This is a genomic window from Streptomyces sp. NPDC002181 (assembly GCF_042890485.1).
In the GTDB taxonomy this organism is placed as follows: Bacteria; Actinomycetota; Actinomycetes; order Streptomycetales; family Streptomycetaceae; genus Streptomyces.
Window position 1 is genome coordinate 171,427 of record NZ_JBIASC010000010.1, and the last position, 20,482, is coordinate 191,908.

Annotated in this window: 18 protein-coding genes, 1 tRNA gene, 1 pseudogene and 1 riboswitch; of the genes and pseudogenes, 10 read left to right on the top strand and 10 right to left on the bottom strand. The window is 74.3% G+C overall.

The window, feature by feature from the left end:
• Positions 1-33: 33 nt before the first annotated feature.
• Entirely contained in the window at positions 34-1,020 is a 987-nt protein-coding gene (locus ACFYXV_RS23960; protein ID WP_389384043.1) for a hydroxyacid dehydrogenase, read from the top strand.
• Here ACFYXV_RS23960 and ACFYXV_RS23965 read toward each other — a convergent pair.
• Positions 1,008-1,817, bottom strand: coding sequence for a sugar phosphate isomerase/epimerase family protein (locus ACFYXV_RS23965; protein ID WP_389383979.1), 810 nt, complete (start codon positions 1,815-1,817; stop codon positions 1,008-1,010). The genes ACFYXV_RS23960 and ACFYXV_RS23965 overlap by 13 nt on opposite strands.
• On the bottom strand, positions 1,814-2,890 hold the full coding sequence (locus ACFYXV_RS23970) for a LacI family DNA-binding transcriptional regulator (protein WP_389383980.1): 1,077 nt from the start codon (positions 2,888-2,890) through the stop codon (positions 1,814-1,816). The genes ACFYXV_RS23965 and ACFYXV_RS23970 overlap by 4 nt, the downstream gene beginning before the upstream one ends.
• Positions 2,891-3,079: 189 nt before the next feature.
• Between ACFYXV_RS23970 and ACFYXV_RS23975 the strand changes: the two genes are divergently transcribed.
• From ACFYXV_RS23975 to ACFYXV_RS24000, 6 genes are all read left to right on the top strand, one after another.
• Positions 3,080-4,231 carry a Gfo/Idh/MocA family protein gene (locus tag ACFYXV_RS23975; protein ID WP_389383981.1) on the top strand — a complete coding sequence of 384 codons (1,152 nt, stop codon included), beginning with the start codon at positions 3,080-3,082 and terminating at the stop codon, positions 4,229-4,231.
• Complete coding sequence (locus tag ACFYXV_RS23980; RefSeq protein WP_389383982.1) at positions 4,228-5,406, top strand: dihydrodipicolinate synthase family protein; 1,179 nt, start codon at positions 4,228-4,230, stop codon at positions 5,404-5,406. Before ACFYXV_RS23975 ends, ACFYXV_RS23980 begins: the two co-directional genes overlap by 4 nt.
• Positions 5,407-5,465: 59 nt before the next feature.
• Entirely contained in the window at positions 5,466-6,242 is a 777-nt protein-coding gene (locus tag ACFYXV_RS23985; protein ID WP_389384044.1) for a sugar phosphate isomerase/epimerase family protein, read from the top strand.
• A 66-nt stretch (positions 6,243-6,308) separates the two neighbouring features.
• A complete protein-coding gene (locus ACFYXV_RS23990; RefSeq protein WP_389383983.1) occupies positions 6,309-8,702 on the top strand; it encodes a polysaccharide lyase 8 family protein in 2,394 nt (797 codons plus the stop codon).
• 67 nt (positions 8,703-8,769) lie between these two features.
• Entirely contained in the window at positions 8,770-10,398 is a 1,629-nt protein-coding gene (locus tag ACFYXV_RS23995) for a N,N-dimethylformamidase beta subunit family domain-containing protein (RefSeq protein WP_389383984.1), read from the top strand.
• An 85-nt stretch (positions 10,399-10,483) separates the two neighbouring features.
• A complete protein-coding gene (locus tag ACFYXV_RS24000; RefSeq protein ID WP_385465858.1) occupies positions 10,484-10,882 on the top strand; it encodes a VOC family protein in 399 nt (132 codons plus the stop codon).
• Here ACFYXV_RS24000 and ACFYXV_RS24005 read toward each other — a convergent pair.
• The 6 genes from ACFYXV_RS24005 to ACFYXV_RS24030 all read right to left on the bottom strand — a co-directional run bounded on the left by ACFYXV_RS24005 (position 10,879) and on the right by ACFYXV_RS24030 (position 15,493).
• Positions 10,879-11,376 carry an NUDIX hydrolase gene (locus ACFYXV_RS24005; protein ID WP_389383985.1) on the bottom strand — a complete coding sequence of 166 codons (498 nt, stop codon included), beginning with the start codon at positions 11,374-11,376 and terminating at the stop codon, positions 10,879-10,881. The genes ACFYXV_RS24000 and ACFYXV_RS24005 overlap by 4 nt on opposite strands.
• Before the next feature lie 140 nt (positions 11,377-11,516).
• The gene (locus ACFYXV_RS24010) at positions 11,517-12,341 is read right to left on the bottom strand and encodes an ABC transporter ATP-binding protein (RefSeq protein ID WP_389383986.1); all 825 of its coding nucleotides are present in this window, start codon (positions 12,339-12,341) and stop codon (positions 11,517-11,519) included.
• Entirely contained in the window at positions 12,338-13,378 is a 1,041-nt protein-coding gene (locus tag ACFYXV_RS24015; RefSeq protein WP_389383987.1) for a FecCD family ABC transporter permease, read from the bottom strand. Before ACFYXV_RS24015 ends, ACFYXV_RS24010 begins: the two co-directional genes overlap by 4 nt.
• Entirely contained in the window at positions 13,375-14,364 is a 990-nt protein-coding gene (locus tag ACFYXV_RS24020; protein WP_389383988.1) for an ABC transporter substrate-binding protein, read from the bottom strand. Before ACFYXV_RS24020 ends, ACFYXV_RS24015 begins: the two co-directional genes overlap by 4 nt.
• 56 nt (positions 14,365-14,420) lie before the next feature.
• Positions 14,421-14,498, bottom strand: a riboswitch (cobalamin riboswitch).
• Positions 14,499-14,602: 104 nt separating this feature from the next.
• Positions 14,603-14,676: transfer RNA gene (locus ACFYXV_RS24025), tRNA-Trp, on the bottom strand.
• Positions 14,677-14,731: 55 nt separating this feature from the next.
• Positions 14,732-15,493, bottom strand: a complete 762-nt coding sequence (locus ACFYXV_RS24030) for an ankyrin repeat domain-containing protein (protein ID WP_385465873.1) — start codon at positions 15,491-15,493, stop codon at positions 14,732-14,734.
• Positions 15,494-15,643: 150 nt separating this feature from the next.
• On the opposite strand from ACFYXV_RS24030, the gene ACFYXV_RS24035 reads away from it, so the two are divergent.
• Both ACFYXV_RS24035 and ACFYXV_RS24040 read left to right on the top strand, forming a co-directional pair.
• Complete coding sequence (locus ACFYXV_RS24035; RefSeq protein WP_389383989.1) at positions 15,644-16,201, top strand: hypothetical protein; 558 nt, start codon at positions 15,644-15,646, stop codon at positions 16,199-16,201.
• Between the two features lie 118 nt (positions 16,202-16,319).
• Entirely contained in the window at positions 16,320-17,645 is a 1,326-nt protein-coding gene (locus ACFYXV_RS24040; RefSeq protein ID WP_389383990.1) for a glycoside hydrolase family 18 protein, read from the top strand.
• 157 nt (positions 17,646-17,802) lie between these two features.
• On the opposite strand, the gene ACFYXV_RS24045 is transcribed toward ACFYXV_RS24040, so the two are convergent.
• Positions 17,803-18,819 (bottom strand): PfkB family carbohydrate kinase, encoded by a 1,017-nt coding sequence (locus tag ACFYXV_RS24045; RefSeq protein ID WP_389383991.1) that lies wholly within the window; start codon positions 18,817-18,819, stop codon positions 17,803-17,805.
• A 59-nt stretch (positions 18,820-18,878) separates the two neighbouring features.
• Positions 18,879-19,592 (bottom strand): annotated as a pseudogene (locus ACFYXV_RS24050) (bifunctional 4-hydroxy-2-oxoglutarate aldolase/2-dehydro-3-deoxy-phosphogluconate aldolase); the annotation flags it as partial.
• Here ACFYXV_RS24050 and ACFYXV_RS24055 point away from each other — a divergent pair.
• On the top strand, positions 19,591-20,388 hold the full coding sequence (locus tag ACFYXV_RS24055) for an IclR family transcriptional regulator (RefSeq protein ID WP_389383992.1): 798 nt from the start codon (positions 19,591-19,593) through the stop codon (positions 20,386-20,388). The pseudogene ACFYXV_RS24050 and the gene ACFYXV_RS24055 sit on opposite strands and share 2 nt — an antisense overlap.
• Positions 20,389-20,482: the final 94 nt, after the last annotated feature.

Below are 20,482 nucleotides of genomic sequence, written 5' to 3' on the forward strand. Positions count from 1 at the left end.
CGCCCCCGGCGCCGCCCCGCCACCGTGCTCGCCATGAGCCCCGGCACCCGGGCCGCCGTCCTCAGCGGCCGCATGCTGCCCGAGCTGGTCCGGGTCGCCGACGTGGACACCGATCTGCTGCTGACCGGCTTCGAGCACGAAGAGCCCGAGCTCGGCCGCCGCCTCGCGGACGCCGAGGTGCTGCTGACCGGCTGGGGCTGCCCGCCGCTCGACGCCGAGGCGCTGGAGCGGATGCCGCGGCTGCGCGCCGTGGTGCACGCCGCCGGCAGCGTCAAACACCATGTCACGGAGGCCTGCTGGGAGCGCGGGCTGCTGGTCTCCAGCGCGGCCGCGGCCAATGCCGTACCGGTCGCCGAGTACACGCTCGCCGCGATCCTGTTCGCCAACAAGCGGGTCCTGGAATCCGCCCACGCCTACCGGGCGGCGCGCGGCCCCATCGACCTGCTGCGCCGCTACCCGGCCGTCGGCAACTACCACCGCACGGTCGGCATCGTCGGCGCCTCGCTCATCGGCCGGCGCGTGATGGAACTGCTGCGCCCCTTCGACCTGCGCGTACTCGTCCACGATCCGTTCGCCGACCCGGGCGAGCTCGCCGCGCTGGGCGGCGAGTCCTGCGCGCTCGACGAACTGCTGCGCCGCAGTGACGTGGTGAGCCTGCACGCCCCCGCGCTGCCGCGGACCCGCCACCTGCTGGACGCCTCCGGGCTGGCGCTGATGCCGGACGGCGCCACGCTCGTCAACACCGCACGGGGTTCGCTCGTCGACACCGTGGCGCTGACCGAGGAACTGGTCGCGGGCCGGCTGCACGCCGTGCTCGACCACACCGAGCCCGAGGTGCTGCCCGCCGGATCCCCGCTCTACAACCTGCCGAACGTGCTGCTCACTCCCCACGTGGCCGGTTCGCTGGGCGGCGAGCTGGACCGGCTCGCGGCGACGGCGGTAGAGGAGTTGGAGCGGTACGCGCTGGGGCTGGACTTCCGCTACGCCGTGGACCGGGGCCGGCTCGCCTACTCGGCCTGAGCCCCCGCCTCCCCTCCCCTCGCCACGAGTTGCCCCAGGTACTCCCGGCCCCCCGCGAGCTGCCCCGGCAGCTCGGCGGCGCCGGGGTACCAGCGCTTCTCGTACTCCCAGCAGAGCCAGCCGTCCCTCGGTGCGGCGGCCACCGCCTCGGCGAGCGGCAGCACTCCGGCGCCGAGCCCGAGGGGGGTGAGCCGGTGCGCCGACGCCACGTCCTTCACCTGTACGTAGCCCAGGTGCCGGTCCAGCACCCGGCGGGACTCGGCCGGTGACTCGCCTCCGAGCCAGGTGTGCAGTACGTCCCACAGCGCGCCCGCGCCTGCCTGACCGACCCGGTCCAGTACGCGCGCGGCGGCGGCCGCGGTCCGGTGCGAGTCGTGCGTCTCCAGCAGGATCCGCACCCCGTGCCGCTCGGCGAACGGCGCGGCGGCGGCCAGTCGGCGCACGGCGTGGGCGTCGGCGGCGGCCTCGGGCTGCTCGGCGCCGCCCGGGAACACCCGGACGTACGGGGCTTCGAGGTCGGCGGCGAGCCGGACCAGGGCGTGCAGCTCGGCGAGGACCGGCTCGTCCGCGCCGGGGGCGGCCACCCGGGCATATCCCGCGATCCCGAGGGCCGCGACTCCGGCGGCGGTGAGAGTGCGCAGGCCCGCCGCCCGGTCCGTCTTCGGGCTGCCGGGGTGCAGGGGCTCCTCGGGGTGGGCGCGCAGTTCGAGGCCCTCGTAGCCGTGGGCGGCGGCGAGGGCCGCGCTGCGGTCGAGCGGCGCCCCGGGCAGGCCGAGCGTCGAGAAGGCGTACCTCACGGACGGCTCCCCTCGGGCGGGGGCGGCGCGGTGGAGCCGCGCACCATGAGTTCGGTGGGCAGGGTGGTGATGCCGCCCGGGGGCAGCGGTTTGCGACCGGTGACCAGCTGGGCGGCGAGCACGCCGGCTTCCCGCAGCGGCACGCGGACGGTGGTGAGCGCGGGCGCGGTGTCCACGCAGACGGGGAGGTCGTCGAAGCCGGCGACGGAGACGTCCCCGGGGATGCGCAGTCCGGCCTCGCGCAGGGCCGCGGCCACTCCGGTGGCGACGGTGTCGTTGGCCGCGGCGACGGCGGTGAAGGGGGCGCCGCGGCGCAACAGCTCGCGGGTGGCGTCGTAGCCGGCGGAGCGCTCGAAGCCGGCGTGCACGGTGAGCGGGTCGCAGGCTTCGGGCAGGGCGGGATCGTGCCGTGCCAGCGCCTCGCGGTGACCCGCGAGCCGCTCTCGGGTGGTGCTCAGCCCCGGCGGGCCGGCGACGTACGCGATGCGCCGGTGGCCCAGCGACAGCAGGTGTTCGGCGAGGCGGAAGGCACCGCCGCGGTCGTCGAACATGACGGTGGCCACGGGCAGTGCGGCGGGAACGGGAAGCGGGGGCCGCCCGCACAGGACGACGGGGGCGCCGGCATCCGCCATTCGGGTGACTCGGGCGGTGAGGGCGTCGGTGTGCCCGGGCTCCTCGACCGCGCCGCCGGTCAGGACGACCCCGCCGGCACGCTGGCCCTCCAGCAGGGTGAGGTAGGCGAGTTCGGCCGCGGGAGCGCCCTCGGTGTTGCAGACCACGGCGAGCCGGCGGGGGTCGCCGTGGCCGGTCGGGGCGAGGGCGCTCTGCAGGGATCCGGCGAGGATGCCGAAGAAGCTGTCCGCCACGTCGTGGACGAGGACGCCGACCAGGTCGGAGGTGGCGGCCGCGAGGGCGCGGGCGGGGCCGTTGGCCACGTAGCCGAGCTCTTCGACGGCCTGTTCCACCCGGGTCCGGGTGCCGCCGGCCACCGGGTATCCGCCGTTGAGCACGCGCGAGACCGTCGCGGGCGACACCCCCGCGTGCGCCGCGACCTCGGCCAGAGTCACCGCCATCTTTTCGCCCCTCCTGCTTGTCCCGGGCCATCGTCTCATCCGGGTGTGACCTCCATGCTCTCCGATCGGGAAAGCGCTTTCTATCACTCGAACGAGTGTTGCGCAGCAATCGCTGCCGGCCTTAGCGTGATGAGAGAGAAAGCGCTTTCTATCGCTTCCATCGGACGAAGAGCACGAGGAGGGGCCACCATGGAGCGCAGGACGATCAAGATCGCGATGAACGGCGTGACCGGGCGGATGGGATACCGCCAGCACCTGGTCCGCTCACTGCTCGCCCTGCGCGAGCAGGGCGGGCTGGACCTGGGCGACGGCCGGGTGCTGTGGCCCGAGCCGGTGCTGGTCGGACGCCGGGAGCCGGCGCTGCGGGCCATCGCCGAAGAGCACGGACTGGAGCACGTCAGCACGGACCTGTCGGCCGTGCTGGCCGACCCCGAGGTCGAGATCTACTTCGACGCGCAGGTCACCGGAGCCCGCGAGGCTGCGGTGCGGCGGGCCGTGGAAGCGGGCAAGCACGTCTACTGCGAGAAGCCGACGGCTCTGAGCTTCGCCTCCTCGCTGGAGCTGGCCCGCCTGGCGGCGGAGGCCGGGGTCAAGCACGGGGTGGTCCAGGACAAGCTGTTCCTGCCAGGCCTGCTGAAGCTCAAGCGGCTGATCGAAGGCGGCTTCTTCGGCGAGATCCTCTCCGTGCGCGGAGAGTTCGGGTACTGGGTGTTCGAGGGGGACTGGCAGCCGGCCCAGCGGCCGTCGTGGAACTACCGGACGCAGGACGGCGGAGGCATCGTCGCCGACATGTTCCCGCACTGGGAGTACCTGCTCCACGAGCTCTTCGGCCGGGTCCGCACGGTGCAGGCCCTGGCCCGTACGCACATCGGCCGCCGCTGGGACGAGGAGGGCAAGCCGTACGAGGCGACGGCGGACGACGCCGCGTACGGCGTCTTCGAGCTGGAGGGCGGTGCCATCGCGCAGATCAACTCCTCCTGGGCGGTGCGCGTCCACCGTGACGAACTGGTGGAGTTCCAGGTGGACGGGACACAGGGGTCGGCGGTGGCCGGGCTGCGCGGCTGCCGCATCCAGCACCGCGGGGCGACTCCGAAGCCGGTGTGGAATCCGGATCTGCCGCAGACGGAGGCGTTCCGTGCCCAATGGCAGGACGTCCCGGACAACGGCCCGTTCGACAACGGTTTCAAAGCCCAGTGGGAGCTGTTCCTGCGCCATGTCGTGCTCGACGAGCCCTGGCAGTGGGACCTGCTGGCCGGTGCGCGCGGGGTGCAGCTCGCCGAGCTGGGGCTGCGGTCCTCTGCGGAGGGCCGGCGGCTGCCGGTGCCGGAGGTGGTCCTGTGAGCATCCGGCTTCCGGCCGGGGACGGCGGATACCGACTGCACCGGCCCTGCGCCGACCCCCTCGCGCCGCTGGTCTGCGGTCCGGCGCGCAGCCGCCGGTTCTACGCGGCGGCGCACGTGGTCGCCGATCCGCTCGCCGCCTGTGCCGACGGCCCGGCCTCGCAGACGGGTCCGGCGGTGGACTGGGAGGCCACGCTGGCCTTCCGGCACCGGCTGTGGGCCCAGGGCCTCGGGGTGGCGGAGGCGATGGACACGGCGCAGCGAGGGATGGGGCTGGACTGGCCGGCCGCGGCCGAGCTGATCCGCCGGTCGGCCGCCGAGGCCCGGGCGGTGGGCGGCCGGATCGTCTGCGGCGCGGGCACCGACCAGCTCGCCCCGGGCGGCGGGCACACGCTGTCCGCGATCACCGCCGCCTACGAGGAACAGCTCGCGCACGTCGAGGACTGCGGGGCGGAGGCCGTCCTGATGGCCTCCCGCGCCCTGGCGGCCGCGGCGCGCGGCCCGGAGGACTATCCGCGGGTGTACGGGAGGCTGCTGCGGCAGAGCGCCCGGCCCGTCGTACTGCACTGGCTGGGACCGGTGTTCGACCCGGAGCTGGCCGGGTACTGGGGGCACTCCGATCTCGACGCGGCGACCGAGGTGTTCCTGAAGGTGATCGCCGACTGCCCGGAGAAGGTGGACGGGATCAAGGTCTCGCTGCTGGACGCGGAGCGGGAGAAGGACATCCGGCGCAGGCTCCCACCGGGCGTGCGCTGCTACACGGGCGACGACTACCACTATCCCGGGCTGATCGCCGGGGAGGGGGCGGGGGAGCCGGGAAGCGACGCGCTGCTGGGCGTCTTCGATCCGATCGCCCCGCTGGCAGCCCGGGCGGGGCTCGCCCTGGACCGGGACGACCTGGCCGGATTCCGCGAGGCGCTGGATCCGACGGTGACGCTGTCGCGGCACCTGTTCGCCCCGCCTACCCGCCACTACAAGACGGGGGTGGTGCTGCTGGCCTGGCTGGCGGGGTACCAGGAGCACTTCGCGATGCTGGGCGGGCACCAGTCGGCCCGGGCGCTGCCCCATCTGGCCACCGCGTACGAACAGGCCGATCTGCTGGGTCTGTTCCCCGATCCCGAGCTCGCCGAGGCGCGGATGCGGCAGCTGTTCGCGGTGTACGGGGTGGCGTCGTGAGCCGCGGGGAGGCCCCGGCCCGGTTCGGCCTCAACCAGGAGACCATCCGGCAGTGGTCGATGCCCGCGCTGGTCGACGGGTGCGTGGCGGCCGGGGTGGGCGCGGTCGGGCTGTGGCGTGATCCGGTGCGGGAGTTCGGGCTGCGCGAGACGGCGAAGCTGGTCGCCGGGGCAGGGCTGCGCGTCAGCTCGCTGTGTCGGGGCGGGTTCTTCACCGCCGCCGATCCGGCCGGTCGGGCGACGGCCCTCGAAGACAACCGCCGGGCGGTCGCGGAGGCCGCCGAGCTGGGTGCCGAAGCACTGGTCCTGGTCTCGGGGGGCCTGCCCGACGGCGACCGGGACCTGGCCGGGGCTCGGCGGCGGATCGTCGACATCCTGGCCGAGCTCGCCCCGTGGGCGGCCGCGCACGGCGTACGGCTGGGGATCGAGCCGCTCCATCCGATGTTCGCCTCGGACCGCTGCGTGGTCTCCACGCTCGGCCAGGCCCTGGACATCGCCGAGCAGTTCCCGGCGCGGCAGGTGGGGGTGGTCGCCGACTCCTACCACTTGTGGTGGGACGAGCGACTGCCCGCCGACCTGCGCCGGGCGGGCGCCGGCGGGCGCATCGTGTCGGTCCAGGTGGCCGACTGGGTGACCCCGCTGCCCGCCGGGGTGCTGCTGGGGCGCGGGCAGCTGGGCGACGGCTGCATCGATCTGCGGGCCTTCCGGGAGCTGGCCGACTCGGCCGGCTACCGGGGCACGGTGGAGGTGGAGATCTTCCATCCGGGGCTGTGGGCGCGGGACGGGGCCGAGGTGCTGCGGGAGGTGATCGACCGCTACCGGGAGCACGTGGCCTGAGGCGTTCCGAGCGGGGCAACTGAGGGGCCGGCGGGGGCCGGTACGGGATCGGACAAGGAGCATGCGATGACAGAGGTGTGGAGTCGGCGCGCCTTCCTCTCCGCCGCCGGCGGGGGTGCGCTGCTGCTGGGGGCGCCCGCCGTGCGTGCGGGGGCCGCGCCGGCGGACGAGGTCCACGACGCCATGCGGGCCGTGTGGCGCGACCTCTTCCTGGGCGGGGGCATCCCGGCCTCGGCCGAGCCGTTCCGGTCGAGACTCGCCGATCTCGGCGCCCTGTCCGGAGGATGGCGCTCGGCCATGGCTCCGGCGCCGGGCTCGCTCTGGCCCGACCTGGGGTACGGCGGCGACCCCGAGATGATGATGCAGAGCTACTACCGGCTGCGGACGATGGCCGAGGCATACCTGCGGCCCGGGACCGGGCTCACCGGGGACGCGGGGCTGCGCTCGGCCCTCCTGACCGGGCTGGACCATCTGCACACGGACGTCTACCACGCCGGCCAGGTGCGGTACGGCAACTGGTACTGCTGGCAGATCGGCGCCCCGCAGGCCCTGCTGGACCTGTGCGTGCTGCTGTACGGGGAGCTGTCGGCGTCCCGGCTCGCCGGGTTCTGCGCGGCCGTCGACCATTTCGTCCCGGACTCGGTCGTCGGCTCGTACACCGGGACCAGTACGGGGGCCAACCGGGTGGACCTGTGCCGGGTGCTGGCACTGCGCGGGGTGGTCGGCGCGGACTCGGCGAAGATCGCCCTGGCACGGGACGGGCTCACGCCGGTGTTCCCGTACGTCACCGCGGGCGACGGGCTCTACCGGGACGGGTCGTTCGTCCAGCACACGTGGGTGCCGTACACGGGGACGTACGGGGCGGTGCTGCTCGGCGGACTGGGGATGCTGTTCGCCCTGCTGAAGGACACCGCCTGGCAGGTCACGGATCCCGGGGCGCAGATCGCCTTCGACGCGGTGGAGCGGGCCTGGGCGCCGTTCCTGTTCAACGGTCTGGTCATGGACGGCGTGTCGGGGCGGGCGGTGAGCCGGGGGCTGATGGCCGCCGATCCGCGGCAGGTCCAGCAGGACGACCACGGGCGCGGACACGCGGTGCTCGCCGCGATCCTGCTCCTCGCGGAGGGCGCGAGCACCTCCGAGCGGGCGCGCTGGCGGGGATTGGTGAAGGGCTGGATGGCCCGGGACCACTACAGCCCTCCGCTCGCGGACACGGCGCTCGCCCTGTCCTCGCTCGCCCGGCTGGCGGAGGTCGAATCCGACGCCTCGGTCACCGCGCTGCCCGAGCCCGTCGGACACCGGCTGTTCGCGTCCATGGACCGGGCCACGCACCGGCGGCCCGGCTGGGCGGCCTCGCTGTCCATGGCCTCGAAGCGGATCGCCCACTACGAGACGGGCAACGGGGAGAACCTGCGCGGCTGGCACACGGGGAGCGGAATGCTCTCCTGGTGGGGAGCCGCGTACGGCAACGGCCAGTACTCGGACGCCTTCTGGCCCACGGTGGACCCGTACCGGCTGCCGGGGACCACGGTGTCGCGGAAGGTCCTGGCCGACGGGGCGGGCGGTGACTGGGGGGCGTCCCGGCCCGACGCGGCCTGGGTGGGCGGGACGACCGACGGCGAGTTCGCCTCGCTGGGTCAGCACCTGCGGGGCCTGGGCAGCACGCTCACGGCCCGAAAGTCCTGGTTCTTCCTCGACGACACGGTCGTCTGCCTGGGGGCCGGGATCCGCTGCTCGGACGGGACCGGGGTCGAGACGGTGGTCGACAACCGCAACCTGGGCGCCGCCGGCACCCATGCCCTGACCGTGGGCGGCGCCGTCCAGCCGGCCGCCCTCGGCTGGTCGGCGGCCTTCCCCTCCCCCGGCTGGGCCCATCTGGCGGGCTTCGGCGGGTACGTGATGTCGGGTCCGGGTGCGTTCACAGCGCTGCGGGAGGCGCGCACCGGCCGGTGGAGCGAGATCAACCGGGTCGGGTCCACCACGGCCCTGACCCGGCGCTACCTCACCCTCTGGTACGACCACGGCAAGGACCCGGCCGGCGCCGGATACGTCCACCAGATGATGCCGGGGGCGACCGCGGCCGGGACCGCCGCGAGAGCCGCCCGCACGGACTGGCTCGCCGTACTGGCCAACTCAGAGGCGGCACAAGGCGTCCGCGTACCCTCGCTGGGCTTCACCGGGGTCAATTTCTGGCAGCCGGGATCGGCCGGTCCGCTGGAGGCGGGAGCACCCTGCTCGGTGACCGTCCGGGAGAGACCGGACGGAACGGCCACGGTCTGCGTCGCGGACCCGGCCCGGGCGCTGACCTCGCTGACGCTGGTGTGGAACCGGCCGGTGACCGCGGTGCTGACCCGGCCGCCGAGCCTGGTCTCGCAGGCCACGGGCGCCCGGCTGCGCCTCGAATTCGGGGACCTCACCACGGCGGCGGGGGCCGGCCAGCAGGTGGTGGTCCGGCTGGGGTGAGAGGAGCCCGGCGCGGGCGGCCGGGCCGGTCGAAGAAGGGCGTCAAGCGTGACATAACGTGCCCTCCATGGATCAGGAGCACATAGCCGGGCCCGGGGACGGCGGCGGCGCGGACAGGCGGCGGTTCCTCGCGCTCGCGACGGGAGCGGCCACCGCCGCCGGGCTCGGGGCCGCGGCCGGCTGCGCGGGCGGAGCCGGCCACGGTGCGGCGGGAACGGACGAGGGCAAGGGAGCGGCACCCGGCGGGGCGGCGGGGAAGGGCGGACCGGCCGGCTTCGACGTCAAAGCCGAGAACGCCAAGGCGGGGCATGCCGACTGGCACGTGACCAAGGCGGGGCCCGCGCGGGCCGTCGAGGGCTTCGCCGACAAGGTCAGCGTGCTGCCCGGCGAATCCTTCGGCCTGCACGTATCCACCACCGCACCCCGGTTCACCGTCTCCGCCTATCGGATGGGCTGGTACGGCGGCGCCCGCGCCCGTCTGGTGTGGCGGTCCGAGGCCCTGCCCGGCGTGCGCCAGCCGGAGCACACGCTGGATCCCGCGACGCGGATGGTCGGCACCCGGTGGCCCCGTACCACCACCGTCGACACCAAGGACTGGCCCGAGGGCTGCTACCTGCTGCGGCTCGACGCACAGGGCGCCGAGGGCCAGCGCTTCGTCCCGGTCACCGTCCGCTCGGCGGCGAGCGCCGGCCGTACGGTCGTGGTGAACGCGGTGGCGACCTGGCAGGCGTACAACCGGTGGGGCGGCTACGGCAGTTACGACGGCCCCAGCGGCGGCTACGCCTCACGCTCCCTCGCCGTCACGTTCGACCGGCCGTACGAGTACGACGACGGCGCGGGCCTGTTCCTCGTGTACGAGGCCCCGCTGCTCGCCCTCGCCGAGCGGCTCGGCATACCCCTCGCCTACGCGACGACCACCGACGTGGCGCGGGAGAAGCGCCTGCTGGAAGGGGCCGCGGCGGTCCTCTCCCTCGGCCACGACGAGTACTGGTCGCCCGAGCAGCGTGCCCACTTCACCGCCGCCCGGGACGCCGGGACCAACCTCGCGATCCTCGGTGCGAACTGCTGCTTCCGCCGGATCCGGCTGGAGCCCTCCGATCTCGGGCCGGACCGCACGGTGGTCTGCTACAAGTCCGCCTACGACCAGGACCCCGGGTTCAAGCGCGGGCAGCCGGCCACCGTCGACTTCCGCTCGGCGCCGGGAGCCGATCCGGAGAGCTCGCTGCTCGGCGTGATCTACGACGGCTACCCGGTGGACGCCCCGTACGTGGTGACCCAACCGGGCCACTGGCTGTTCGAGGGCACCGGAGTGAAGGCCGGCGACCGCTTCGCCCACCTGGTGGGGGTGGAGTACGACAAGGTCAACACCGGTTTCCCGACGCCCCGGCCGATCGAGATCCTGGCCCACTCCCCCGTGGTGTGCGAGGGCCGGCCCAGCCACCAGGACACGGCGTACCACACGACGCCGAGCGGCGCGGGCGTGTTCGCGACCGGGACCATGCGGTGGGTGGAGGCCCTGGACGCGACGGGCGACGGCCGCAGCGGCGCCAACCACGGCCTCGACGCGAAGGCGGGCGCGCTGACCACCCGGGTCACGGAGAACCTGCTGCGGGCGTTCGCGGCGGGCCCGGCGGGGCGCACCCACCCCGCACAGGACAACGTGGAGGCGGTGTACGGAAGCCGGGCGACGTCCTAGGATCGTGATCACGGCATCGCGTGCCGGTCACCGACCGGGTGAGGCATGGAGGTGCCCGTGATGTGCCTTGCGGAGGCATTCACTCATGTCAGTCCAGCTGAACCACACGATCATCCACTCCCGGAACAACCGGGAGGCCGCCGCATTCCTGGCGGACGTCCTCGGCCTTGAGGTCGGGACGGAGTGGGGCCCGTTCGTCCCCGTCGAGACCGCCAACGGCGTCACCCTCGACTTCGCGACCGTCCCGGCCGGCTCCCTCAGCGTCCAGCACTACGCGTTCCTCGTCTCCGAGGAGGAGTTCGACGCGTCGTTCGGAAGGATCCGGGCGGGCGGGATCCCGTACTTCGCCGACCCCCACATGAAGCGTCCGGGCGAGATCAACCACAACGACGGCGGCCGCGGCGTCTACTTCCTCGACCCGTCGGGCCACGGAATGGAAATCATCACCCGCCCGTACGGCCACCAGGACCCGGCGGCCGGCTAGGCCGGGCGGTCTTCCAGGGCCCGTGCGATGAGCTCGTGGATCAGGAACTCTCCGGGTCTGCGGTTCTCCTTGAGGCGGGCGAGGTTGCCGGGACTGAACCAGTCGTAGGCGCAGTGCTTGGACCACTCCAGCGTGGGGTGGTCCAAGTCGCCCTCGACCTCGACGAGATAGTCGGCCTCGTGACGGAGTCCACCGCCGTCGTCCCCCGTCCAGGATGTGGTGCCGAGGAACCGCCGGACGTGGGTCAGGCGCCGGCCCGTCTCCTCCTCGACCTCGCGTGCGAGAGCCTCCAGAACCGTTTCCCCGGGCTCGACGTGGCCTCCCACGATGTCCCAGGTATCGGGGAACAGGCGGCGGTCCGGGCTCCGCTTCTGGGCGAAGGCTCGGCCGTCTTGGTTGAGGATGACGGCGCCGACGGTCCAGACCTCGCCTGAGACGGGATCGGGCACCACGACGTCGTCGCCGACAGTGAACGACGGGTTGTGAGTGGGCATGACCGATAGCGTAGGTCTGGCGTTTCCACGGCATGCCGATGTCGTTGTCGTGTGCCGGGGGCGGGGAGATCCGAGTGGTCGGCCGCGCCACCGGCGCAGCCATCACCATCCGGCTCCGCAGGCGGTCGGCCGGACACGTCCTAGCCGGCCGGGCCGGTGCCTCTGTCCTCCGCCCGGTGGCCGTCGGGCGGGAGGTAGACGATGTTCGGGGCGGCGGTGGCCGGGTGGGTGGTGATGCGGGTGCGGACCCCGTACACCTCGGCCAGCAGGTCCTCGGTCAGCACCTGCGCCGGTGTCCCCGAGGCCGCCACCCGGCCGTCCGACAGGACGTAGAGGCGGTCGCAGTACGAGGCCGCCAGGTTGAGGTCGTGCAGCACGAGCAGCGCGGTGGCGGGCAGTGCGCGGACGAGGCCGAGGATCTCCAGCTGGTAGCGGATGTCCAGGTGGTTCGTCGGCTCGTCGAGGGCGAGCAGGCCCGGGTCCTGGACGAGGGCGCGCGCCACCAGGGCCCGTTGCCGCTCCCCGCCCGAGAGCGCGTCGTACCGGCGGTCCGCGAAGCCGCCCGCGCCCACGGTCCGCAGGGCCTCGGCCACGCGGCGCACGTCGTCCGGTCCGTCCTGCTCCCAGAACCGCTTGTGCGGGCTGCGCCCCATCGCGACCACCTCGCGGACGGTCAGCCCGAAGGTGCCCGCCGCGTCCTGCGGGACCACCGCCACCCTCCGCGCCCGGTCCCTGGCGCCCAGCCCGGCCGCGTCGGCGCCGTCCAGCAGCACCCGGCCGGCGGTGGGCCGCAGGGCTCCGTAGACACAGCGCAGCAGCGTGGTCTTGCCGCTGCCGTTGGGACCGACCACACCGACCGTCTCGCCGGGCCGGGCGGCGAGGTCCACCCCGTGGAGCAGCGTGTGCCCTTCGGTCGCGTAACGCAGGGCCTCCACGGCGAGTTCCACGGGCCGGCGGCCGCTCATCCGGCCACCCCCTCGACCCGCGTGGAGCGGCGCAGCATCCACAGGAAGAACGGTCCGCCGACGAGCGCGGTGACCACGCCGACCGGTATCTCCTCGGGCGCCGCGGCCGTACGGGCGAGAAGGTCGGCCAGGGTCAGGAACACGGCCCCGCCCAGCGCGGCCACGGGCAGCAGGGCCCGGTGCCCGGCGCCGACGACCATCCGGGCGGCGTGCGGGACCATCAGCCCCACGAAGCCGATGGCGCCGCTGTAGGCGACGAGCACACCGATGACGAGGGAGGTGAGGACGAAGACGGCGGCGCGGAAGCGCCCGGTGTCCAGACCGAGGGTCCGCGCGCCCTCCTCCCCCGCGAGGAGCAGGTCGAGCGGCCGGGCGAGCGCGGTCAGCAGGACGGTGCCGACGAACAGCGCCGCGGCGGGCAGGGCCAGTTCGTCCCAGCGGGCGCCGCCCAGGCCCCCCAGGGTCCAGAACAGGACGGACCGGATCTGGTCGGGGTGCGCGGCGAGCACCAGCACCAGGCTGGTCAGCGCGGACAGGATGTACTGGACCGCGACCCCGGCGAGGATCAGCCGCCCCGTGGTCATGGTGCCGCCGCGCCGGGCCATGGCGTAGACGGCGACGAGCGCGCCCATCGATCCGGCGAACGCGGCGGCCGGCACGCCCGCGGCCCCGATCCCGCCCGCCGCTCCCGCCGCTCCCGCGCCGAGGACGATGACGAGGACGGCCCCCAGCGAAGCCCCGGAGGAGGCCCCCAGCAGGAACGGATCGGCGAGCTGGTTGCGTACGAGGGCCTGCAGGACGGTCCCTGCCACGGCCAGCCCGGCTCCGACGACCGCCCCGAGCAGCACCCGCGGCATCCGCACGTCCCACACGATGGAGGCGAACGCCCCCGTGCGCTGCCCGGGTCCGCCGAGCACGATGTCCAGGACCCGGCCGGGGGCGATCCGCACCGGTCCCAGGGCCAGGCCCGCGACGGCGGACGCGAGGAGCGCCGCGACCAGGAGGACCACCACGGCAGGCGTACGGGGGCGGCTCACGCGGCGTCGGGGTGGAGCTGGCGGCCCAGGGACTCCACGGCGTCGGCGACGCGCACGCCGAGGACGGCCGACGACAGGGGCAGCACCACGAACCGCTTGTTCCTGATCGCGGGAACCTCCGCCAGCGCCGGATCGTTCAACAGGCGCTGCTTCTTGGCTTCGACGGTGGTGCCGCCGTAGTCGTAGACGAGGACGACCTCGGGCCGCCGCTCGATGACCTTCTCCCACGACACGTCACCGAAGGTGTCCTTGAGGTCGGCGAAGGTGTTCGTCCCGCCCGCCAGCGAGATGATCTCGTTGCCGATGCCGCTTCCTCCGGAGGTGAAGGCGGTGCCCTCGCCGGAGTCGTAGACGAAGACGTTCGGCCTGGCCCTGTCCTTGACCCGGGCGGTCACGGCGTCGATGCGCCGCTGCTCGTCCTCGATGAGGCGCGCCCCGCGCTCGGGCACGCCGAAGGTCCGCGCGACCTCGGTGATCTCGGTCTTCAGCTGTTCGAGACCGACCGGGCCGGTGCCGCAGTACTCCACGCTGAGCCGGGAGTTGATGCCGGCCTTGGCGAGTCCCTCGCGGTCGCGCCCCTGCGCCTTGTCGAAGGCGCTCGCGTACCCGCCGTAGACGAAGTCGGGGTCGGCGCCGAGCAGGACCTCCTTGGAGGGGTACTCCTCGGCCAGCACCTTGATCTTGTCGTAGGCGGGCCGGTAGGCCGGCAGTACGGAGTCGTCGAGGTACGCCGTCGCGGCCATCCTGTCGTGGAGGCCGAGGGCCAGCAGCATCTCGGTGGCGTGCTGGTTCATGGTGACGGCCCGCCGGGGCGGGGCCTGGTAGGTGCTGCTGACACCGCAGTTGGTGACGGTGTACGGGAATCCCGGCGCGGCGGCCGCGTCCGCGGCCCCGCCCCCCGCCGGGGGCGAACCGCCGCAGGCGGCCAGGGGTATCAGCAGCGCGAGGGGGGCAAGGGCGCGCAGAACGGCGCGGGAACGCGGCATGGCGAAGCCTCTCCGGGGGATCCTCGTCCCCTGGTCGACGTGAAGAGGCGATGCGTCAGTGTCTGACTCCCGGACCCCCGCGCGGGGTCCGGTCACAGTGGCGGGACCGCACCGGATTCGCACCGGTTTCCTGTCCTGCACCGCCTGGGGTGGTTTCGCCCCAGTCTGCCAGACGATCACGAAACGCCATCGGGCCCGCCCCCTTCGAGGGGACGGGCCCGATGCCGTGTACTGCTTGCAGGGGCGGCAGGATTCGAACCTGCGGCCTGCGGTTTTGGAGACCGACGCTCTGACCAGCTGAGCTACGCCCCTTCGCTGAGGGGAACTCTGACACGAAGCGCCCCGGGGATCCAAATGCATTAGCGGGTCAAGCGGGTGGAAGTTCGGCCCGCGTGTGGGCGCCGACGGCCCGGAGCCAGTCGATCATCGCCTCGTTTCCGCTGGTCAAGGCGGCGTCCAGCGGGGTGCTCTCGCCGTATCCGATCCAGTCGACGTCCACACGATCGGACAGGAGGTACCGGGCGGTGGACAGTTGACCCCCGTGGCAGGCGGCCCAGAAGGCGGCGGTGAGTTCGTCCGCCGGCGGGCGGTCGGCCGCGAGGAACTCCGTGACGCGGTCCAGGAGTCCGAGGGCGGCGGCCTCGTGCAGGTCGGGGCGGGCGCCGAGTGCGAGGAGTCTGCGGGCCGCCCGCCACTGGCCGAACGCGCAGGCGTCGGCGAGCGGGGTGCCGCCGCCGATGACCGCGCCCGGGGCGGCGAGGTCGGCGCCCGCCGCGACGAGGGCGTCGACGGCCTCCACGTCGTCGTTGCTGGCGGCCCAGTGCAGCGGGGTCTCGGCGTGCGCCCCGACGAACCGGGCCATCGGGTCGGCGCCGGCCGCGACCAGGGCGCGGATCACCCGCGCGGTCTCGGGCCGGTGGCCGGGCCAGTCCGTGGCGAGGTGCAGCAGGCTGCGTTGGCCGGCGCCCGCACCCCGCTTGACGATACGGCCGGCCGCGAGCCCGGGGTGGGCGTCCAGCAGCCGCCGCAGCCCGGGTACGTCACCGCCCTCGATCGCGGCCGTGACGGAGACGGCGAGCGGATCGCCGGAGTCGAGGAGCAGAGGGGGCGCGTCGGACGGGGTCTGCATGGCCTGGACCCTCCTTCCATGGGTGCGGAGCCCAGGCTACGAGGCGGGCGCGGCCGCCGGGGGCGGCGCGGCCGGGCGGCGCGGGTGGCGGGGCCCGGCGGCGCGGAGGATCGTGGGTGGGGGGACCGTGTGCGGGGAGGAGGTCCCGTCATGCGCCGACGGACAGGCCCGGCTCCCGGGCCGTGGTCGCCGCACCGCCTGCTGAGCCCGCTGGCCGCGTGTGCCCCGCTGGCCCTCCTCGCCCCGGCCCTGTTCGGAGGCCTCGGAGGCCTCGGAGGCACGTCCCCCGGTGGCTCCGGCGAGACGATCCCGCTCTCCGGCAACGAGCCCGGCCAGCACCTCGACGTCACCCTCACCCGGCTCGTCGACCCGGCGGATCCGGCAGCCGCGCCGGCCTCGGCCGCCCGCGCGGCCCCCGACCGGCTGGTCGCCGTACGGTTCCGGCTGGAGAACACCGGGACCGCCGTGTACCGGGACTCCCCCGCCAAGGCCGCGCACCTGCTGGACTCCGACGGGCAGCGGTTCACCGGCACCAACACCGCCACGGGCGCCGGTCCCTCCTTCCCCGAAACCGTCACCCTCTCCCCCGGCGGTTCGGCCCTCGGGTTCGTCACGTTCCGCCTGCCCGAGGGGGCCGCCCTCGCCGCGGTCCAGTTCGCGCTGAACGCCGGCCTGGCCGACGACGTCGGCCACTGGAGCCTCTCGTGACGGACCCCGGGACCGCCGAGTTGCGCACACCCCCTTGACCCAGCTGGTCCAGACCAATAGTTTCCGGCATGCACCGCGCACGCGTCCCGCACCGCTCCCGCCTCCGCAAAGGAAGCCCATGCGCCGCAGCATGCCCGGCAGGCTGGCCGTCGCCGCCTGTTCCCTCGCCCTGCTCACCGCCCTCGCACCCGCCGCAGCCGCGCAGGCCGACGGCGGGCACGACCGCTCGTACAAGCGGGTCGGGTACTTCACCCAATGGGGCGTCTACGGAAGGGACTTCCAGGTCCAGGACCTCGAAACGAGCGGCACCGCCGGCAGGCTCACGCACATCAACTACGCCTTCGGCAACATCAGCGCGGAGGGCAAGTGCTTCACGGGGAACGTTCCGGGCGAGGCCGACGCCTGGGCCGACTACGTGCGCCCGCTCGACGCCGCGAACTCCGTCGACGGCGTCTCCGACAGCGCCGAGCAGCCGCTCGCCGGGAACTTCAACCAGCTGCGCGAGCTCAAGGCCAGGCACCCCGGCCTCAAGGTCCTGCTCTCGCTGGGCGGTTGGAGCTGGTCCACGCACTTCTCGGACGCCGCGCTCACCCCGGCCTCCCGCAAGGCCCTCGTGCAGTCCTGCATCGACCTCTACATCAAGGGCAACCTCCCCCAGGACGGCGCCCGCGGCGGGGCCGGCGCGGCGGCCGGCCTCTTCGACGGGATCGACCTCGACTGGGAGTGGCCCGGCTCGGCCGGTGACACCGACACCACCCACCGCCCGGAGGACAAGCAGAACTTCGCGGCGCTGGTCAAGGAGTTCCGCACGCAGCTCGACGCGTACGCGCGCAGCCAGAAGCGCAAGCAGAAGTACGAGCTGACGGCGTTCGTCCCGACCGCCCCCGCCAAGATCGACGCGGGCTTCGACGTCCCCCGCATCATGCGCGACCTCGACTTCGTGAACCTCCAGGGCTACGACTTCCACGTGTCCGGCGAGCCGGTCACCGCCCAGCAGTCCGCACTGCGCGCCCGCGGCGACTTCAGCGTCGCCGGCACCGTGGAGGCCTGGCGCCACCGCGGGGCACCGGCCGGCAAGCTGGTGATGGGCATGCCGTTCTACGGTCAGGGCTGGACCGGAGTCAGCGGCGGCGGGGACGGCATGGGCCGGCCGGCGACGGGCCCGGCGCCGGCGACCTGGGCGGCCGGCTACGAGGACTACAAGGCACTGAAGAAGCTGGCCGATTCGGGCACGTACAAGGTCTACCGCGACCGCAGGGGCGGCCACGCCTGGCTCTTCGACGGCAGCACCCTGTGGACGTACGACGACCCGCAGGTGCTGCGGACCAAGACGGAGTACATCCGCGAGAACGGCCTGGGCGGCGCGATGTTCTGGTCCCTGGACGCGGACACCGCCGACGGCGAGCTGATGACGGCCGTCGACCGGGGCCTGCACGGCCGCTGACCGGCCGCCGACCAGCCGCCGACCAGCCGCGGCACCCGCCGCGAGGCCCACCCGACCGGCGCCGCCGGGCCGCGGAAAACGGCCCGGCCCGGCGGCGTCCCACCACGTACGCCCACGGCCGCCCGGGGCGCTGCGGCTGCCCCCGGAGGTGATCGCGCTACTCGAAACCGCCCAGGGGGTGCGCGGCGGCCAGGGCCGCCGTTTCGGCGAACGCGGGGACGCGGCCCGTGCCGCCGCGCCCGGACACCGAGAGCGAGGCCGCCGCCATGCCGTACGCGACGGCGACGGCGAGCGGGTCACCGAGGGCGAGTCGGGCGGTGGCGGTGCCGGTGAAGCAGTCCCCGGCCCCGGTCGCGTCCACCGGGGCGGGGTTGACCGGTACGGGGTGGTACTCCGCCCGCGTGCCGTCGTCGAGCAGCAGCCTCCCGGCGCCCGCGGTGACCACGACCGTACGGGCGCCCAGGGCGCGGCAGCGGGCGGCGGCCGCCCGCGGGTCCGCGGTGCCGACCAGCGCCTCGGCGTCGGCCGGGCAGGAGGTCTTGAGCAGCCCGGTCAGCGGGGCGATCCGCGCCAGCAGCTCTCGGGCCGCGGCCCGTCCGGTCAGGCGGGGGCGGAAGTTGGGGTCGTACGAGACGTGCCCGCCGGCGCCCCGCACGGTCTCGGCGGCGGCCACCACCGCCTCGCGGCTGCTCGCCGACAGGGCGCCGGTGATCCCACTGGTGACGAGGGCCTTCGTGCCGGTCAGCAGCTCCCGCCAGGACTCGACGTGCCGGGGGGAGAGGGTGGAACCGGCGCTGTGGGTGCGCCAGTAGACGAACTCCCGGTCGCCCTCGGTGTCGGAGGCCAGCAGATAGGCGCCGTTGGGACGCGGGGCGCGGTGCACGTGGGCGACGTCCACGCCGAGCGCGGCCGCGCGGCGCAGCAGCGGGACGCTGAGCTCGTCGTCGCCGACGACGGTGAGCAGGGCGGTCCGGGCCCCGGCGGCCGCGGCGGCGGCCGCCGCGTTGAGGGCGTCACCGGAGTAGGAGATGCGGGCCGGGGCGCCGTCGGCGGCTTCCCGCAGGGCGGTGCCGGCGTGGATCTCGACGAGGACTTCACCGAGGACGAGGACGTCGTAGCCGCTGTCGCGGCCCGCGGCGCGGCCGGTACGGGGCGCCGGCTCCGGAGGCGCCATCCTCAGCGTCCCGCGGCGGCGCAGCCGGTGCAGCACGGCCGGGCCAGACCGGCGAACACGGCGGCCAGTTCGGCCGGATCGCCGGGGAGTCCGCTGCCGATGCCGACGGCGGCGGCCCCGGCGGCGAGCCAGTCCCGTATCCCCGAGGGCCGGATGCCACCGGTCGGGATCAACAGCGCTCCGGGCAGCACCGCCTTGAGGGAGCGGATGAACTCCGGGCCGCCGACGTGGGCCGGGAACACCTTGGCGGCGCCCGCCGACCGGACGGCGGAGGCGATCTCGCCCGGGGTGAAGCCGCCCTCGACGAAGACCGCCCCGCGCCGGTCGGCGAGCGCGCGTACCCCGGGGGCCGGGTACGGGGAGATCAGGAAGGCCGCGCCCGCGTCGAGGGCGGTCTCGGCCTGGGCGGCCGTGGTGACGGTGCCGACGCCGATCAGGGACTGCCGGCCGTGCGCGTCGGCGAGCGGTGCGGTCCGGGCGACGGCCTCGGCCCAGCCGGGGGTGGAGGTGGTCAGCTCGACCACGCGGCAGCCGGCGGCCAGCAGGCCGGCGGTCCGGCGGACGGCTCCGTCCGCGTCGGCGTCGCGCAGGACCGGCAGCAGGCGCTGGGCTGACATCGCGTCGTACGGGTGGCAGGACAAAGGACCCCTCCCTCTCCATCTGTTCCACTGCGTCACATCCACCACTTGTTCCACGTAGCGGAACGCAGTACCGTGTAGCGGAACCACTTTGGCAGACCCTACCCCCACCCGCCCTGCCCTGGGAGAGCGCATGCCCGATGACCGGCCCACGGAGGACGCGGCCGAGAGCCCCGCGCGCGGCGGCCGGACCTCGGCCGCCGGCACGGCGCTGGAGAAGTCGATGCGGATCCTGGAGGCCGTGGCCGCGCCCGGCGGACCGCACCGGCTCACCGACGTCGTGGCCGCCGCCGCCGTGCCCAAGTCGAGCGCGTTCCGGATCCTCGCCTCGCTGACCGAGCAGGGCTTCGTACGCCCGCAGAGCGGATCGCGATACGGGGTGGGCCCCCGGCTGCGCGGACTGTCCGCCCTGGTCAGCGGTGGCGAGCCGGCCAGCATCGGCCGGATCCTCGGCGAACTGCGCGAGGCCGTCGGCCAGACGGTCCACCTGGCCCTGCACAGCGGGGAGACGCTCACCTACATCCGGAAGCTGGAGAGCGACCAGCCGTTCCAGACCGCCTCCCGGGTCGGGATGCGGATGCCGCTGCACAGCACGGCGATCGGCAAGAGCATCCTGGCGCACCTGCCCGAGGAGGAGGTACGGGAGCTGATCGCGAGCGCGGGCCTGCCGCGCCGCACGCCGAAGACGCTGACCGGCCCCGGGGCGCTGCTGGCGGAGCTGGAGGCGGTCCGGGCCCGGGGCTTCGCCGTGGACGACGAGGAGAACGAGCCGACGATCCGGTGCGTCGGCGCCGCCGTCCTGGGCCCGGACGGCCACCCCATCGGCGGAGTCAGCGTCACCACGGTGACGTTCCTCGTCTCCCGCGAGGAGATCGAGGCGTACGCCCCGGCCTTGCTCGCGGCCACGGAGGCGCTCGCTCCGCTGCTGTGAAACAGTGGCGCGACGCCGCCCCCACCGGCTGCCGGAAAATATCTTCGGTTCTTCTTCCGGATAACCGTTATCCGGCCCGCGCTCGACGGTCTCC